Below are 17,209 nucleotides of genomic sequence, written 5' to 3' on the forward strand. Positions count from 1 at the left end.
AGCTATTTTATTTTTTTATCTTTTTAGGATTTTGTCTTGTATCGAAAATGGAAACAATGTGAATTTTATTTTTACTGGCAATCTTATAAAAAATTGTTGTCTGTTTTGTGACTACACATTTTCTTAAATCTTCATATTCCGCTTTTTGAAAATTTTCAGGATTTGATGCAATATAATCTAAATTCAATTGCAACTTTTCTAGAAACTCCATTTTTATTCTTTGTGAAAATTTAGCCTCAATATATTCTGAGATTTCTCTAATTTCATTAATACTCCTTTTGGAAAAAGTAAGTTCTCTCATAAAAGACCAAATTCCTTTTTCATTTCTTCATAAGAAACAACTCTTCCGTGTCTAAAATCGTCTAAACCTTCCTCAATCGCCTCCTTCTGTTCGTCTGTCAATTCATCCCAAAAATCTTTCTTTTCTTTTTGGAAAATCTTCTTTACAGCTTTAATTATCGATGGGTTTTCGGTTTCTGCCAATAATTTTATAAGCTCTAATTTTTCTAATTGAATGTCCATTCCTGCAAAATTTAGTATAAATATACGAATTATTTCAATTGCTCCACACCATTTCCAATTACATCGCAAATATACTGCCGATTTTGACAATAGCCAACCAATTCATCTTTAATAAATTGCAAAACGGCTTCGCTAACGCTTTCGGGATACAAAACATGCACATTTGCTCCAGCATCTAGCGTAAAACATACTGGAATTTGAGTTTCGCTTCTGAATTTCCATATCTTGTTGATGATTTCCAATGTATTAGGTTTCATCAGAATAAAATACGGCATCGATGTCATCATCATAGCATGCAATGTCAAAGCTTCGCTTTCTACAATTTTGATGAAGTCCTCCAAATTTCCGTCTTCTAAAATTGATTTTATTTTGGAGAGATTTTCATGAGCCTGTTCAAATCGCCTTTCGGCAAAAGGATGGTCGTGCATCAAATCGTGGCCGACTGTACTGGAAACTTGCTTCTCTCCTTTATCAACTAATAAAATCGTATCCTGATAATTCTGAAAACTACTATGGACTGTATTTGGAAATTCAACCCCAAATAAATCTGAACTTCCTGAAATTTCGGCATGATTTCCCCATTCTACGATTTTTCCTTTAATACTTCTACAAGCACTTCCCGAACCTAAACGTGCTAAAAAGGAAGCTTTCTGATAAAAATAATCATCAGTCATTTCAGAATTCAATGATTTTTCCAAAGACATCAAATTCATCGCCAAAGCCGACATTCCCGAAGCTGAAGATGCAATTCCAGAACTATGTGGAAACGTATTTTGGGTATCAATCATAAAATGATAATCTTTTAAAAAAGGCAAATACACCACAACTCTTTCGAAGAATTTTTGAATTTTTGGCTTAAAATCTTCTTTTGGTTGTCCTTCAAAAAGCAAATTAAACGAAAATTCATCGGATGCAACGGATTTCTTTTCGAATGACAATTCCGTGATCGTTTTGCAATTATTCAAAGTAAAACTTATGGATGGATTGGCGGGAATCTGATGTTCCTTTTTGCCCCAATATTTTACCAAGGCGATATTACTTGGAGCACTCCACTTGAAAACTCCTTTTTCAATAGACGAAGAATATTTGAACGGAATAAAATCGCTTGCAACAATCATTGATTATTATTTTTTTTTTGCAAAGATACTTTTTTTGAACAATTACTGAATTCGATTATGGAAACGAATCAGTTTTTGAAGCAGAATGTTTATTTTTGAGCAAAATTCCCACTATGAACAAATACACCAAAATATTAGTAATGGTTGCCACTTGCTTGGTAATTGGCTATTTTTCAAGCATCGTAACCCAATCAAGCATCACAACTTGGTATCCCACCATCGAAAAACCAAGCTTTAATCCGCCAAATTGGATTTTTGCCCCTGTTTGGACCGCCCTTTATGTCATGATGGGAATTGGAGCTGGCTTGGTTTGGAATCAAATCGAAATTAAAAGAGAAGAAGTTCGTTCTGCCTTGATTTTTTTCGCCATCCAACTTGCTCTAAACTCGCTTTGGTCGTTTTTATTCTTCGGTTTGATGAATCCGTTATTGGCATTAATCGAAATTATTGTCCTTTGGTTGATGATCTACGAAACCTTCATAAAATTCAACAAACTGAATAAATTTGCTGGATATATGTTCATTCCCTATCTTCTTTGGGTAAGTTTTGCAATGATTTTAAACGGTTCAATTTGGTGGCTCAATCGATAATTTTTAGCTTCGATTTGGTTTACTGAACGAAATATTCTTATCGAAAAACGAATAAGTTTAAAACATTTACAATTTTTCATCTTATTTATAATCAATAAAAATTAGCTATTTACAACGATATAGTTAAAACGAAATTGCTTTTTATGGTTGTGATTTAAATAGATGAAACCTATCTTTGTAAGCAAAATTTTTTGGCTAAAAATATCATTATGCAATCAGACCAATTAGATTATTTTCCAATTTTAATGCAGTTAGTCCTAGCTGTAGGATTTGTAGTGGCAACCATTATTGGCTCTAGTTTTCTGGGTCCAAAAAGGTCTTCAAAAAATAAGGACAAGAACTTTGAGTGCGGTATCGAATCTGTTGGAAACGCACGTATGCCGTTTTCTGTAAAATATTTTCTAGTAGCCATCCTTTTCGTTTTGTTTGATGTCGAAGTAATCTTTATGTATCCTTGGGCTGTGAATTTTAGAGAAATGGGCTGGATGGGATTAGCCAAAATGGGCATCTTTATGTTTCTTCTTGTGGTAGGTTTTTTCTACGTGATGAAGAAAAAAGGATTGGAGTGGGAATAAAAATTTTAGATTTGAGAGTTTAGATTTTAGATTCTCAGGTTACTAATTAAAAAAGATAACAGTATTTTAAGTTTTTGATTTTTTGAAATCTAAAATCTAAAATCTAAAATCAGAAATTAAATGAGTGATTCAAAAGTAAATATAGTAGATGCTCCGGAAGGAATTGCTGGAGAAGGCTTTTTCGCAACAAAATTAAGTGATGTTGTAGGAATGGCTCGTGCCAATTCACTTTGGCCTCTTCCTTTTGCAACTTCATGTTGCGGTATTGAATTTATGGCAACGATGGCCTCACATTATGATGTGGCACGTTTCGGCTCTGAACGTATGAGTTTTTCTCCCCGTCAAGCGGATATGCTACTGGTTATGGGAACTATTGCAAAAAAAATGTCCCCAATTCTACGTCAGGTTTACGAACAAATGGCCGAACCAAGATGGGTAATTGCCGTTGGAGCCTGTGCATCATCAGGTGGGATTTTCGATACTTATTCAGTTTTGCAAGGAATTGATAAAGTAATCCCAGTTGACGTTTACGTTCCAGGATGTCCCCCAAGACCAGAACAAATTCTAGACGGAATTATGAGATTGCAAGATTTAGTACGATCAGAATCCGTTAGACGAAGAAGTTCCCCAGAATACACCGAATTATTGGCTTCTTATAACATCAAGTAATTATAAATGGCATTAGAAACCTCCGTTATACAAACAAAATTAGTTGATAAATTCGATACGATCGTAACCGACTTTGCTCAACAACACGACATATTTACTTTTGAAGTAGATGCAAATTCTATCATTGAAGTAATGCAGTTTTTAAGAGACGATGCAACATTGCGTTTCAACTTCCTTACCGATTTATGCGGAATTCACTATCCAGATGCAACTCAAGACAAGCAATTTGCAGTTGTTTATCACATGCACAACTGGAGAGACAATGTAAGAATCAGAATCAAATGCTTCCTTGACGGAGAAAACCCAGAAATTGATACCGTTACAAGTTTGTTCTTGAGTGCCAATTGGCAAGAAAGAGAAACCTACGATTTCTACGGAATTATATTTAAAGGTCATCCACAATTGAAGCGAATCTTAAATATGGATGAAATGACTTCTTTCCCAATGCGTAAGGAATTTCCTCTCGAAGATGGTGGAAGAACAGACAAAGACGACCGATTTTTCGGAAGAACAACGGATAATTGCTAATTTTAATAAAATATTTAAAGTCTGATGTAAATCGTAAGAAAAAATAATTGATGAAAATAAAAATCTTTATAAAATATAATTTCTTCTTTATAGTCTTTGCAACCGTATTTTTAAACAGTTGCCAACAAGATGATTCTACCCAGGAACAACTGCAGCAAAACAAGCTAAATGTTAAGATAGAAGATAAGACACTCAAGGAATTAATGAATGATCAAACATTCTCAACGGCATTCAGTAAAATACCAAAACAAGAATCCAATCTTCCGAACAATCTTGCTTCTAGAACGGTTATGGAACAAGATTATAATTTTATCATTTCCGATGATATTCCTGCGAAAGTTATTACTACTGAAAGTGTTATTTCATACACTTTTCACATTAGCAGAGAAAATGATACTGTTGAAAATTCCGATTCTTTTGAAAATCTTATTGTCTTAATAGACTCACTTGAGACAGCAAAGGCTTATATAATAAAATACAATCTGTTATCAGAACCCATTTATGTGAGCCAACACGATTCTTACACCATAGATGCTGAAACCGAACTTACACCTATAAATTTTAATGATACCCAGGCAAGAATAAGTTATACCAGCAGCGACGGATGTACTGTCATGACACTAATGTGCCCTTATGATCATCCCCATCCTGCAGGCGGGGGATGCCTTGCAGAGGACAGGGGTGATTTGTACTGGTCAGCTGACAGTAGCAATTGTTCAGGAGGTGGGGGCGGCTCTTCGGGCAGTACTGGTAATCCGGGTTCAACGCCTGGAAACGGAAATTCCAATCCAGGTACTTCCGGAGGGGGAAACTCTAATTCAGGTAGTGGTTCTGGTGCTGGCTCACCTTTGGTTACAACTCCTGTGGGGGTTATTCCAAAAATAACAAGCGAAAGTATTAAATGTGCTACTCTGAAAGCTCTAACAAAAACCGATTCTTTGAGTGCCAACATCAAACCATTGGTTGACCAATTAAGAACAAAAACCAATCTTGACAAGGAATGGTATTGTACTTTTAAAAGATCTCTTGCCTATAGTGGTGAACAATATAAGACCTATGATTTTCCTGAAGGAATAAAAGAAGGAGGAGGTATAGATGAAGCGAAACTGTATTTACATCCCTCTTTCATGGGGCAGATACACACACATCCCTTGAGCAGATATGCAATGTTTTCCTGGACAGACCTAAAGGCGTTAAGAGATTTATATCATAATGCAGGCAACCATAACAAACAAGATGTGTTTTTAATGATAGTGTGCCATAACGGAGCGGTATATTCCCTAAAGGTCGACAACTTTAATGCCCTGAACGTAAAAATAAATAATGACTGGGCAACTGCCAAGGGAACTAACGATGATAGGAAAAGAAAATATTTAGATTCTGAAATAGAAAAGGAATATACAAAAGACAGAAACAATCTTGAACGTGTTTTTTTAAAAGAGTTTAAAGATTTTGGGATTTCTATCTACAAGGCGTCAGACGATAACCTAACCAATTGGAACAAGCTTGAATTAAACGATCCTAATTCAAATAATTCTACAATAAAATCAACACCCTGTAATTAAAAAAACTCATGAAAAAAACGTTAACAATAATAACAGTACTTTTGAGTTTGTATAGCTACTCACAAACCCCTGTATTGTCATTAGAACAAATGGGGTCACATAAAAATAATATAGCTGGTGCCTATTATAAAGATTTGAATAATGTATTAAACCAATATGAAGGAACTTGGGTATATACCAATGGCAACACCTCTCTTAAAATTGTTTTGGTAAAAAAAAGTATGTACTTTGAAGGGAAAAGTTATGAGGATCTGATGATTGGAGAATACCAGTATATAGAAAATGGAGTAGAAAAAATAAATACACTCTCTCGTTTAAACCAGAATCTTAATTATAATCATGGAATTTATGGGAATTCTATCCATAAAGATTGTTACTATACACCGCGTGGAGACTGCACGGAGGGAGAGGCAAGATTGATACTTAGTTTATTCGATATTACGGAACATCATTCTGCTGAAATGATCCTTAAAAGAAGGGTTGTCAATGGGCAGCAGGCAATAAAGGCTTTTATAAATTTCCAATATTCTGGTAATTACTATGTTGATATAGAGACGCCAAGTCCCACAATGCCATGGCAGGATGATTACATTCTATTTAAACAGTAAAATTAAGATATGCTTGGTTCTCAAAAATTCATCAAGTTTCAAAAAAAAAAAATAGTTAACAAACTCCCTCTCGAAGATGGCGGAAGAACAGACAAAGACGACCGATTTTTCGGAAGAACAACGGATAATTGCTAATGCACCTGAAATAATATTGATATAAATGTCAGACTTATTATTACCACCAGAATTACGATATGCCGATATCATCAAACAAAGGCAAAATGAAGACGGAAGCGAGCTTTCGATTCTGAATTTAGGTCCTACCCACCCGGCAACCCACGGAATTTTCCAGAACATTCTATTGATGGATGGAGAAAGGATTATCGATGGCGAAGGAACTGTGGGTTACATTCATCGTGCATTCGAAAAAATTGCAGAAAATCGACCTTTTTACCAAATCACGCCTTTGACGGACAGGATGAATTACTGTTCAGCACCTATAAATAATATGGGTTGGTGGATGACTTTGGAAAAAGCCTTGAATATAGAAGTCCCAAAACGTGTACAATATATGAGAGTTATCATAATGGAATTGGCCAGAATTGCCGATCACATTATTTGTAACTCCGTTTTAGGTGTTGATACGGGAGCCTTGACAGGATTCTTATATGTTTTCCAATACAGGGAAAAAATCTACGAAATCTACGAAGAAATTTGTGGTGCCCGTTTGACAACCAATATGGGAAGAATTGGTGGTTTCGAAAGAGATTGGAGTCCGAAAGTATATGAACAACTAAATACTTTTCTTGAAGAATTCCCAGCCATTTGGTCTGAATTTGAAAATCTGCTAACTCGAAACAGAATTTTCATGGATCGAACGATTGATGTTGGACCAATTTCTGCCGAAAGAGCCATGAGTTATGGATTTACAGGGCCAAACTTGAGAGCGACAGGAGTTGATTATGACATTCGTGTGATGCAACCTTACAGTTCGTATGAAGATTTTGAATTTGATATCCCTGTTGGAAAATCAGGCGATACGTACGACCGTTTTTGCGTTCGTAATGGCGAAGTTTGGGAAAGTTTAAAAATTATCAAACAAGCATTGGCAAAAATGCCTGAAGGACCATTTCATGCAGATGTTCCAGATTATTACCTTCCGCCAAAAGAAGATGTTTACAACACAATGGAAGGATTGATTTATCACTTTAAAATTGTAATGGGAGAAATTCCAGTTCCAGTAACAGAAGTATATCATCCTGTTGAAGGCGGAAACGGAGAATTAGGTTTTTATTTGATTACAGACGGAAGCCGAACTCCTTTCAGATTACATTTTAGAAGACCTTGTTTTATATACTACCAAGCTTTTAATGAAATGGTTCAAGGACAAATGCTTTCAGATGCCATTGCAACCTTATCAAGTTTGAATGTAATTGCAGGAGAATTAGACGCTTAGAATTTTAGATTAAGGATTTGGGATTTTAAGATTTATAAACTTTGTGACTTAGTGCCTTTGTGGCAAAAAGAAATAAAAATGGAAAGAACACAATACAAACAAGAAATAAATATCACAGAAGCTTTGATGACTCGCATCAATGAACTGATCAGTCATTATCCAGAGGATAAAAGAAAATCGGCTTTACTTCCTGTGCTTCACGAAGTACAAGATGCTCACGATAACTGGTTGAGTATTGAATTGCAAGACAAAGTAGCTGAGATATTGCATATAAAACCTGTGGAAGTCTATGAAGTGGTAAGTTTTTACACCATGTTCAACAGAAGACCAATTGGAAAATATATGTTTGAATTCTGTCAAACTTCTCCATGTTGTTTGAGAGGTGTTGAAAACCTGATGGATTATACCTGTGAAAAACTAGGTGTAAAAGTGGGAGAACCAACACAAGACGGAATGTTTGAAGTTCGTGGTGTGGAATGCCTTGGAGCTTGTGGTTATGCCCCAATGATGCAATTAGGCGATTTTTATCAGGAACATTTAACACCCGAAAAAATCGACCAACTGATAGTAGATTGCAGAGATAACAAGATTACTTTACACGATAAATAATATGTCACAAAAAATATTATTAGATAAAATCAATGTCCCGGGAATCAAGACCTATGAAGTATATCGTCGTGAAGGTGGTTATGCTTCTGTAGAAAAAGCCTTGAAAACCCTTACTCCTGATGAAGTGGTTGAAGAAGTAAAAACTTCTGGACTTCGCGGTCGTGGAGGTGCAGGATTTCCTGCCGGAATGAAGTGGAGTTTTATTGATAAGAAATCAGGAAAGCCAAGACATTTGGTTTGCAATGCCGATGAATCTGAACCGGGAACATTCAAGGACAGGTTCTTGATGGAATACATTCCGCACCTTTTGATAGAAGGAATGATTACGTCAAGCTATGCATTGGGAGCGAATTTATCCTACATCTATATCCGTGGAGAATATATGTGGGTGTATAAAATTTTAGAACGTGCCATTGCCGAAGCAAAAAATGCAGGTTGGTTAGGTAAAAACATATTAGGTTCAGGATACGATTTGGAATTATATGTTCAAATTGGTGGTGGAGCTTACATCTGTGGAGAAGAAACTGCACTTATTGAATCGTTGGAAGGTAAAAGAGGAAATCCTCGTATCAAGCCACCATTTCCAGCAGTTTCAGGACTTTGGGCCAATCCAACAGTGGTAAACAATGTTGAAACTATTGCAGCCGTGCCGTGGATTGTAAACAATTCTGGTGCTGATTATGCAAAAATCGGAATCGGTCGTTCTACTGGAACCAAATTAATTTCTGCTTCAGGACATATCAAAAATCCTGGTGTTTATGAAATTGAATTGGGACTAAGTGTTCACGAATTTATGAATTCTGATGAATATTTGGGTGGAATGATAGACGACAGACCTTTGAAAGCGTTTGTTCCTGGAGGTTCATCTGTTCCTGTTTTACCAGCCAATTTAATTTACAAAACAGCTAATGGCGAAGACCGATTGATGAGCTATGAATCGCTATCAGATGGTGGTTTTGCAACAGGTTCAATGTTAGGTTCTGGAGGATTTATTGTTTATAATGATACGGCTTGTATCGTTAGAAACACTTGGAATTTCTCAAGATTCTATCACCACGAAAGCTGTGGACAATGTTCACCTTGCCGTGAAGGAACAGGTTGGTTGGAAAAAGTATTGCACAGAATTGAAAATGGTCACGGCCGTGAAGAAGATATAGAATTGCTTTGGAGCATTCAAAGCAGAATCGAAGGAAACACGATTTGTCCGTTAGGCGATGCAGCGGCTTGGCCAGTTGCAGCAGCTATTCGTCATTTCAAAGAGGAGTTTGAATACCACATCCGTTTCCCAGAAAAAATTAAAAATAGAGACCATTTTGTGGCAGAACCTTTTGAAAAGGTGAGGCATTTGGTAGCGAAACAAACAGTTTAATAGGTTTGAAGTTTAACATTTAAAGTTGTAAAACCTTAAATGTTAAACCTTAAACTTTCAAACAAAATATAAGAATGAAAGTAACAATAGACGGTCAAAGTATAGAAGTAGAACCAGGGACCACCATCCTTCAGGCTGCTCGAATGATTGGAGGAGAATCTGTTCCGCCAGCGATGTGCTATTACTCTAAATTAAAAGGCAGTGGCGGAAAATGCCGTTGCTGTTTGGTTGAAGTTGCAAAAGGTAGCGATGCCGATCCAAGACCAATGCCAAAATTGATGGCATCTTGTGTAACAGGTTGTATGGACGGAATGGAAGTGAACAGTACAGCTTCTGAAAGAGTTCAGGATGCTAGAAAATCGGTAACGGAATTCCTTCTGATCAACCATCCGTTGGATTGCCCTGTTTGTGACCAAGCTGGAGAATGCGATTTGCAGAACCTAAGTTTCAAACACGGAAAATCACAAACCCGTTATATCGAAGAAAAAAGAACGTTTGAACCAGAAAATATCGGTCCAAATATTCAATTGCACATGAACCGTTGCATCCTTTGCTACCGTTGTGTAATGGTTGCCGACCAATTGACGGATAATCGTGTTCACGGTGTAATGGACAGAGGTGATCACTCGAACATTTCTACTTGTATTTCGAAAGCAATTGATAATGAGTTTTCTGGAAATATGATTGATGTTTGTCCTGTTGGAGCTCTGACAGACAAGACGTTCCGTTTTAAATCGAGAGTTTGGTTCAACAAACCTTTCAACGCTCATAGAGAATGTACAACTCCAGGATGTTGCGGAAAAACTACGGTTTGGATGTTTGGTGGAGAAATCCAAAGAGTTACAGGTAGAAAAGACGAATATCACGAAGTGGAAAATTTCATCTGCAACACCTGTCGTTTTGACAAAAAAGAAGTTTCGGATTGGACAATTGAAGGACCTCGTAAATTCGAGAAAGATTCGGTTATCAACCAAAATAATTATACCAGAAAATTAGATACTGTTGTTATCGAAACTGAAGAAGGAATCCTGAAAGGTCGTCCAGAAGACCGTAAAAAAATCAGTATGCCTGCAGTTCCATTAGACAGGGAAGAAAATGCAGTTTTTAAAAACGGAAACGTATAACCAATGGATAGTGCTATTATTTTAGAAAAAGGGATTTTCATTGTAGTTATTTTTGCTATTACAATGCTATTTGCAATGTATGAAACCCTTGCCGAAAGAAAAATTGCGGCTTGGCTTCAGGACAGAATCGGACCTAATAGAGCTGGTAAAGGCGGTATCTTACAACCTTTGGCAGATGGTTTGAAACTATTCTCAAAGGAAGAGTTTTTGCCTGATACTCCAAATAAATTTTTATTTGTTGTTGGACCAGCAATTTCAATGAGTGTTGCTTTGATGACCAGTGCTGTTATTCCTTGGGGAGACAAATTGCATTTATTTGGCAGAGATATTATTTTACAGGCAACTGACATTGATGTTGCCCTTTTATATGTTTTTGGAGTACTGTCGGTTGGAGTTTATGGAATTATGATCGGTGGATGGGCTTCAAACAACAAGTTCTCTTTAATGAGTGCTATGAGAGCGGCTTCCCAAATGATTTCCTATGAAGTTGCTATGGGACTTTCAATTATTGCACTGATAATGATGACTGGAACTTTAAGTTTGAGAGAAATTTCGGCTCAGCAAAGTGGTATGAACTGGAATATTTTCTATCAGCCGGTTGGTTTTATCATTTTCTTGATTTGCTCATTTGCTGAAACCAACAGAACACCTTTTGATTTGGCAGAATGTGAGGCGGAATTAATTGGAGGCTATCATACGGAATATTCATCAATGAGAATGGGATTCTATTTGTTTGCTGAATATGCTGCAATGTTTATCTCTTCGACTATTTTAGCAGTTTTATATCTCGGTGCTTACAACTATCCAGGAATGTCTTGGGCGGTTGAAAACTGGGGTGTGAATATTGCAAACGTGATAGGAATATTTGTTTTATTTGCAAAAATATGTTTCTTCATCTTCTTCTTTATGTGGGTAAGATGGACGATTCCAAGATTTCGTTATGACCAGCTGATGCGTTTGGGATGGAAAATGCTGATTCCATTGGCTATAGCGAATATTGTGGTTACAGGAATTGTTATTTTGTTGTTTGATAATTAGTAGCAACTTTAAAGATTAAATTATAAGCCAAATAAAATAATTATGGATAAAAGTATTGTTCCAACTGAAGTAATAATGAATAAAATATTATTCATTAGAGGTCAAAAAGTAATGATTGACCGTGATTTAGCAGAACTTTACGGGGTTACAACTAAAAGATTGAACGAGCAAGTCAAGAGAAATGTAAATCGTTTTCCTGAACATTTTATGTTTCAATTGAATGAAGTAGAAAAAGAATATGTGGTCGCAAATTGCGACCACCTCAAGAAACTGAAGTTTTCATCAACATCACCATATGTCTTTACAGAACACGGAACAATGATGTTGGCTAGTGTTTTAAATAGCGAAAAAGCTGTAGAAACGAGCATTAGGATTATCGAGGTTTTTGTTAAGATGCGGGAATATTTTACTGATAATCTGAACTTGAAACTAGAGATTGAAAGCATCAAAAAGAAGCTTACGAATCATGACAAAAACATCGAGTTGGTTTTTAATTATCTTGATGAATTGATGGACAAGCAGGATAATAAGGTGGAACGAAGTAGAATTGGTTATAAAAAATAAAGCATAAAAAAGAGCGAAAAGAGTATCATCTAGCCCCGATTGAAGTGGAAATCCTTTTCTTTTTTTCTTTAAAAAAGAAAAGATTGTAACGGAAAGCGGGAATATGGATTACAAACACAAAACAACGATTCGCTCATTAAATAAATAAATTAAAATTGATGGTTTGGAATGTTCCAATCTAAAATCTGAAATCTAAAATGAGTATAGAAACTATATCATTATCGGGAAGAAAAAAAGAGGTTTCGAACAAGAAGATGACTTTTTGGGAGAGCTTGTATCTTGTGGCAATTGTCAAGGGTTTGTTTATTACAATCAAGCACTTGTTCACCAGAAAAGTAACGATTAAATATCCAGAGCAAGTAAGAACACGAAGCGATGTGTATCGTGGACAACATATGCTGATGCGTGACGACGAAGGTCGTGAACGTTGTACGGCTTGTGGATTATGTGCACTTTCTTGTCCGGCTGAAGCGATCACGATGAAAGCTGAGGAAAGAAAACCTGAGGAAAAACATTTGTACAGGGAAGAAAAATATGCTTCGATTTATGAAATCAATATGTTGCGTTGTATTTTCTGTGGATTGTGTGAAGAGGCTTGTCCGAAAGAGGCGATTTATTTGACAAAATCTAAAGTTTTGGTTCCTTCGAATTACGACAGGGAAGAATTTATTTTTGGAAAAGATAAATTGGTTATGCCGCTTGAAGCTGCAATTGCAAATGGTAAATTAAAAAACGCTAACTAATGTCGACTATACTCATCGTATTTTCTATTCTTGCCGCTGTAACATTGGCTTCGGCATTTATGACCATTTTCACTAAGAATCCTATTCATAGTGCTATTTATCTAGTAATTTGCTTCTTCTCGATTGCTGGTCATTACTTATTGTTCAATGCACAATTTTTGGCTATGGTTCATATTATTGTGTATTCTGGAGCTATTATGATTTTGATGTTGTTTACCCTTATGTTGATGAACCTCAACAAGGAAGACGAAGTGCATAAACCTAGGATTACCAGACTTGGAGCGGTTATTTCATTCTGTTTGATCATCTCAATCCTGATTGCCATCTTCGTTCAGACGAAACCAATCGTTGGACCTTATGACACGACAGGAGAAGATTATCAATCTATAAAAGTATTGGGCAAAGTGTTGCTTGACGAAGAAAACGGATTTATGATTCCATTTGAATTCGCATCTGTGTTATTGCTTGTTGCCATGATTGGTACAGTATTATTGTCTAAAAAAGAAAAATCATCTAAATAATTATGGATAGTGTTTTAAACCAAATTGGTATCGAAAATTATATCTTCCTTTCAGTAGCACTATTTTGCATTGGTGTTTTTGGAGTGTTGTATAGAAGAAATGCCATCATCGTTTTTATGTCGATTGAAATTATGCTGAATGCTGTAAACCTTTTGTTTGTTGCTTTTTCAACGTACCATCAGGATGCACAAGGTCAAGTTTTTGTATTCTTTTCGATGGCTGTTGCCGCTGCAGAAGTTGCTGTAGGTTTGGCTATTTTGGTTTCGATCTACAGAAATTTAGGTTCGATTGATGTAGCTAATTTAAAAAACTTAAAAGGATAATTTTCAATGGATACCAATTTAGCTTTAGTATTATTATTAGCTCCTTTTTTAGGATTTTTATTAAACATATTCTTCGGAAAGAGTTTAGGCAAGAATGTTTCCGGAGTTATCGGAACACTTGCTGTGGCAATTTCTTTTGCCGTAACGCTTTCGTTTTTTCTACAAATTAATCAGACAGGGCAACCTATAAGTATTCATTTGTTTGATTGGATTGCCATCAGTAATTTCAATATTGAATTCGGATTTTTATTAGACCAATTGTCGTTGCTTTGGTTGATGTTTGTAACCGGAATCGGTTCGTTGATTCACTTATATTCCATCAGCTATATGCATGAAGATGAAAATATGCATAAGTTCTTTTCGTATTTGAATTTGTTTATCTTCTTCATGATTACGCTTGTAATTGGTAGCAACCTGTTGATTATGTTCATCGGTTGGGAAGGTGTTGGACTTTGTTCTTACCTGCTTATCGGCTTCTGGTATAAAAATCAAAACTATAATGATGCTGCAAAAAAGGCTTTCATTATGAACCGAATTGGAGATTTAGGTTTCCTTGTTGGTATTTTTATCATCGGTTTCATGTTCAATACTTTGGATTTTGCTGCTTTGAAGGCTACCATCTTAGCTGGGAATAATTTAGATGCTTACTGGATTGCAGCTGCGGCATTGGCTTTGTTTATTGGAGCTTCTGGAAAATCTGCACAAATTCCGTTATACACTTGGTTGCCGGATGCGATGGCGGGACCTACTCCGGTTTCAGCCTTGATTCACGCGGCAACGATGGTAACAGCTGGTATCTTTATGATTACAAGATTGAACTTCTTGTTTGATTTGGCTCCAGCAATTCAGGACATAATTGCCGTAATTGGTGCTGTAACGGCTTTGGTTGCTGCAACAATCGGTCTGGTTCAGAATGATATTAAAAAAGTATTGGCCTACTCTACCGTTTCTCAATTAGGTTTGATGTTCTTGGCTTTAGGTTTGGGAGCTTATGAAATTGCCGTTTTCCACGTCATCACGCACGCTTTCTTCAAGGCTTGCTTGTTCTTGGGTTCAGGTTCGGTAATTCATGCTTTGCACCACGAGCAAGATATGCGAAAAATGGGTGGTTTGCGAAAAGCGATGCCAATCACGTTTATAACAATGTTGGTTTCAAGTTTGGCCATTGCTGGTATTTTCCCATTATCTGGATTCTGGTCTAAGGACGAAATCTTGATGGTGGCATTCCACGAAAGTCCAGTTCTTTGGGTAATCGGTTCTATTGCTTCAATCTTGACGGCTTTTTATATGTTCCGATTGATGTACTTGACGTTCTTTAAAGAATTCCGCGGAAGTGAAGAACAAAAACACCATTTGCACGAAAGTCCAGCATTATTGACTTTTCCTTTGATTGTCTTGGCTATTTTGGCTGCAATTGGCGGATTGTTGAGCCTTCCAGGACACAGCTGGTTGAATCATTACCTTGAGCCGTTATTTGCTAAAGCCCGCGAAGCACATCATTTGGGAACAACTGAATATATGCTTATGGGAATTGCAACTGTTGGTGCCTTGGTTGGAATTGGAATTGCATATGCGAAATATATAAAGCAGGCTCAAGTTCCTGAAGAAGACGAAAAAATTACAGGTTTCTCTAAAGTGCTATACAACAAATACTATGTTGATGAAGTTTATGATGCCATCATCGTAAAACCAATCAACTTACTATCTCGTTTCTTTAGGGATTATATTGAAACCGCTTTGGCTGCAGTTGTTTTTGGTTTCGGAAAAGCGGCCAACGAACTAAGTTTCCAAGGAAAAAAATTACAGAATGGAAGTATCGGTTTTTACCTTTTCGCTTTCGTGATAGGCTTTTGTGCCATTGTTTCGTATTTAATTTTAGCTCAAAAAAAATTCTAACATAATGGATGTATCTTTTATACTAATTATACTTTTAATTGGCGCTTTTGCAACTTATTTTTCTGGAGATAAACTAGCTCCAAAAGTGGCCTTGTTTTTCGGATTGGTATCCTTAGGATTTTCCGTTTACTTGTTGAGCCTCTTCAATGCCGGACAAAATATTGATTTTATGTCGGCTTGGATTACAAAACCTAGCATTTCTTTTTCGCTTAAAGCGGATGGATTGTCGTTGGCAATGTTGCTTTTGAACACGGCCTTGACACCTTTGATTATTTTTTCAGCTTTTGGAAATGAATTCAGAAATGCAAAAAACTTCTATGCTTTAATCTTATTTATGTCCTTTGCAATGGCGGGAACTTTCCTAGCTTCTGATGGACTTTTATATTATATATTCTGGGAATTGGCCTTGATTCCGATTTACTTCATCGCATTGATTTGGGGTAACGGAGATGCCGAAGAACGTAAAAAAGCAGTAGTAAAATTCTTCATCTACACATTGGCTGGTTCGTTGTTTATGTTGACGGCTTTTATTTATTTGTATGGAAAAGCGGGAAGCTTCTTGATCGAAGATTTATACAAATTAGAACTTTCTTCGCAAGAACAACTTTGGATTTTCCTTGCCTTTTTCTTGGCGTATGCCATCAAGATTCCAATCATTCCATTTCATACTTGGCAGGCAAAAGTATATCAAAAAGCACCAACTGTTGGCACAATGTTGCTTTCAGGGATTATGCTAAAAATGGGATTGTACAGCGTTATCCGTTGGCAATTGCCTCTTGCTCCATCAGCTGCTAAAGAATACATGACCATCTTTATTGCTTTGGGAATTGCCGGAGTAATCTATGGTTCGATTGTAGCCTTGAGACAAAAAGACCTTAAAAAATTATTGGCTTATTCTTCTCTAGCTCACGTTGGATTGATTGCAGCAGGAACGTATACCTTAAACCTTGACGGACTTCGTGGCGCTGTCTTGCAAATGATCGCTCACGGATTTGTAGTGGTTGGTTTATTCTTCGTGGCTGAAATCACCTACAGAAGATATGAAACCAGAGAAATCTCCGAAATGGGAGGCATCAGAAGCCAATCGCCAAAATTCACATCAATGTTTATGATTTTGGTTCTAGCATCGGTTGCTTTGCCCTCAACATTCAACTTTATAGGAGAATTTACGGTATTGTATAGCTTATCGCAAATTGGAATCATCTGGGCTATCCTTGGTGGAACTACCATCATTTTAGGAGCTTATTATATGTTGAGAATGTTCCAACACGTAATGCTTGGCGAAACCAATGCGAAACTTTTTAAAGATGTAACTACTAATGAAGCGGTTGTTTTGGTTAGTATCATAGCATTCTTATTGTTCTTCGGAATTTATCCAAAACCTATTACTGACTTGATTACTCCAAGTCTTCAAGAAATCTTAACACAAATAAATCGATAACCCTCAAATA

Annotated in this window: 20 protein-coding genes; 17 read left to right on the forward strand and 3 right to left on the reverse strand. The window is 36.4% G+C overall.

Going from position 1 to position 17,209, the window contains the following annotated elements; all coding sequences use genetic code 11:
* Positions 1–7: 7 nt before the first annotated feature.
* Genes J2X31_RS02370 through J2X31_RS02380 form a run of 3 tightly spaced genes read right to left on the reverse strand, consistent with a single transcriptional unit; the run spans position 8 to position 1,640 of the window.
* Positions 8–301, reverse strand: coding sequence for a type II toxin-antitoxin system RelE/ParE family toxin (locus tag J2X31_RS02370; RefSeq protein WP_310024093.1), 294 nt, complete (start codon positions 299–301; stop codon positions 8–10).
* The gene (locus J2X31_RS02375; protein WP_310024095.1) at positions 298–522 is read right to left on the reverse strand and encodes a hypothetical protein; all 225 of its coding nucleotides are present in this window, start codon (positions 520–522) and stop codon (positions 298–300) included. Before J2X31_RS02375 ends, J2X31_RS02370 begins: the two co-directional genes overlap by 4 nt.
* Positions 523–551: 29 nt before the next feature.
* Positions 552–1,640, reverse strand: coding sequence for a diphosphomevalonate decarboxylase (locus tag J2X31_RS02380; RefSeq protein ID WP_310024097.1), 1,089 nt, complete (start codon positions 1,638–1,640; stop codon positions 552–554).
* A 113-nt stretch (positions 1,641–1,753) separates the two neighbouring features.
* On the opposite strand from J2X31_RS02380, the gene J2X31_RS02385 reads away from it, so the two are divergent.
* The 17 genes from J2X31_RS02385 to J2X31_RS02465 all read left to right on the forward strand — a co-directional run bounded on the left by J2X31_RS02385 (position 1,754) and on the right by J2X31_RS02465 (position 17,199).
* Positions 1,754–2,230 carry a TspO/MBR family protein gene (locus tag J2X31_RS02385; RefSeq protein WP_310024098.1) on the forward strand — a complete coding sequence of 159 codons (477 nt, stop codon included), beginning with the start codon at positions 1,754–1,756 and terminating at the stop codon, positions 2,228–2,230.
* 209 nt (positions 2,231–2,439) lie between these two features.
* Complete coding sequence (locus J2X31_RS02390; RefSeq protein ID WP_310024100.1) at positions 2,440–2,805, forward strand: NADH-quinone oxidoreductase subunit A; 366 nt, start codon at positions 2,440–2,442, stop codon at positions 2,803–2,805.
* A gap of 120 nt (positions 2,806–2,925) precedes the next feature.
* A complete protein-coding gene (locus J2X31_RS02395) occupies positions 2,926–3,474 on the forward strand; it encodes an NADH-quinone oxidoreductase subunit B (protein ID WP_310024102.1) in 549 nt (182 codons plus the stop codon).
* Positions 3,475–3,480: 6 nt separating this feature from the next.
* Positions 3,481–4,002 carry an NADH-quinone oxidoreductase subunit C gene (locus J2X31_RS02400; protein ID WP_310024104.1) on the forward strand — a complete coding sequence of 174 codons (522 nt, stop codon included), beginning with the start codon at positions 3,481–3,483 and terminating at the stop codon, positions 4,000–4,002.
* 50 nt (positions 4,003–4,052) lie between these two features.
* Positions 4,053–5,567, forward strand: coding sequence for a hypothetical protein (locus tag J2X31_RS02405; protein ID WP_310024106.1), 1,515 nt, complete (start codon positions 4,053–4,055; stop codon positions 5,565–5,567).
* Between the two features lie 8 nt (positions 5,568–5,575).
* A complete protein-coding gene (locus tag J2X31_RS02410) occupies positions 5,576–6,175 on the forward strand; it encodes a DUF6705 family protein (RefSeq protein WP_310024107.1) in 600 nt (199 codons plus the stop codon).
* A 160-nt stretch (positions 6,176–6,335) separates the two neighbouring features.
* The gene (locus J2X31_RS02415) at positions 6,336–7,571 is read left to right on the forward strand and encodes an NADH-quinone oxidoreductase subunit D (RefSeq protein WP_310024109.1); all 1,236 of its coding nucleotides are present in this window, start codon (positions 6,336–6,338) and stop codon (positions 7,569–7,571) included.
* A 78-nt stretch (positions 7,572–7,649) separates the two neighbouring features.
* A complete protein-coding gene (locus J2X31_RS02420) occupies positions 7,650–8,180 on the forward strand; it encodes a complex I 24 kDa subunit family protein (protein WP_310024110.1) in 531 nt (176 codons plus the stop codon).
* 1 nt (position 8,181) lies between these two features.
* Positions 8,182–9,549 (forward strand): NADH-quinone oxidoreductase subunit NuoF, encoded by a 1,368-nt coding sequence (gene nuoF / locus J2X31_RS02425; RefSeq protein WP_310024111.1) that lies wholly within the window; start codon positions 8,182–8,184, stop codon positions 9,547–9,549.
* Positions 9,550–9,623: 74 nt separating this feature from the next.
* A complete protein-coding gene (locus J2X31_RS02430) occupies positions 9,624–10,673 on the forward strand; it encodes an NADH-quinone oxidoreductase subunit G (RefSeq protein WP_310024113.1) in 1,050 nt (349 codons plus the stop codon).
* Positions 10,674–10,676: 3 nt separating this feature from the next.
* Complete coding sequence (gene nuoH / locus J2X31_RS02435; RefSeq protein ID WP_310024115.1) at positions 10,677–11,711, forward strand: NADH-quinone oxidoreductase subunit NuoH; 1,035 nt, start codon at positions 10,677–10,679, stop codon at positions 11,709–11,711.
* A 42-nt stretch (positions 11,712–11,753) separates the two neighbouring features.
* Entirely contained in the window at positions 11,754–12,275 is a 522-nt protein-coding gene (locus tag J2X31_RS02440; RefSeq protein WP_310024116.1) for an ORF6N domain-containing protein, read from the forward strand.
* A gap of 197 nt (positions 12,276–12,472) precedes the next feature.
* Positions 12,473–13,018: a NuoI/complex I 23 kDa subunit family protein gene (locus J2X31_RS02445; protein WP_026704560.1), complete on the forward strand. Its 546-nt coding sequence runs from the start codon at positions 12,473–12,475 to the stop codon at positions 13,016–13,018.
* Positions 13,018–13,539, forward strand: a complete 522-nt coding sequence (locus tag J2X31_RS02450) for an NADH-quinone oxidoreductase subunit J family protein (protein ID WP_310024119.1) — start codon at positions 13,018–13,020, stop codon at positions 13,537–13,539. The genes J2X31_RS02445 and J2X31_RS02450 overlap by 1 nt, the downstream gene beginning before the upstream one ends.
* 2 nt (positions 13,540–13,541) lie before the next feature.
* Complete coding sequence (gene nuoK / locus J2X31_RS02455; protein WP_310024120.1) at positions 13,542–13,862, forward strand: NADH-quinone oxidoreductase subunit NuoK; 321 nt, start codon at positions 13,542–13,544, stop codon at positions 13,860–13,862.
* A 6-nt stretch (positions 13,863–13,868) separates the two neighbouring features.
* Positions 13,869–15,758 carry an NADH-quinone oxidoreductase subunit L gene (gene nuoL, locus J2X31_RS02460; RefSeq protein ID WP_310024121.1) on the forward strand — a complete coding sequence of 630 codons (1,890 nt, stop codon included), beginning with the start codon at positions 13,869–13,871 and terminating at the stop codon, positions 15,756–15,758.
* Positions 15,759–15,762: 4 nt separating this feature from the next.
* Positions 15,763–17,199, forward strand: coding sequence for a complex I subunit 4 family protein (locus J2X31_RS02465; protein ID WP_310024123.1), 1,437 nt, complete (start codon positions 15,763–15,765; stop codon positions 17,197–17,199).
* Positions 17,200–17,209 lie beyond the last annotated feature (10 nt).

The organism is Flavobacterium arsenatis (assembly GCF_031456785.1).
GTDB classification, from domain to species: Bacteria; Bacteroidota; Bacteroidia; order Flavobacteriales; family Flavobacteriaceae; genus Flavobacterium; species Flavobacterium arsenatis.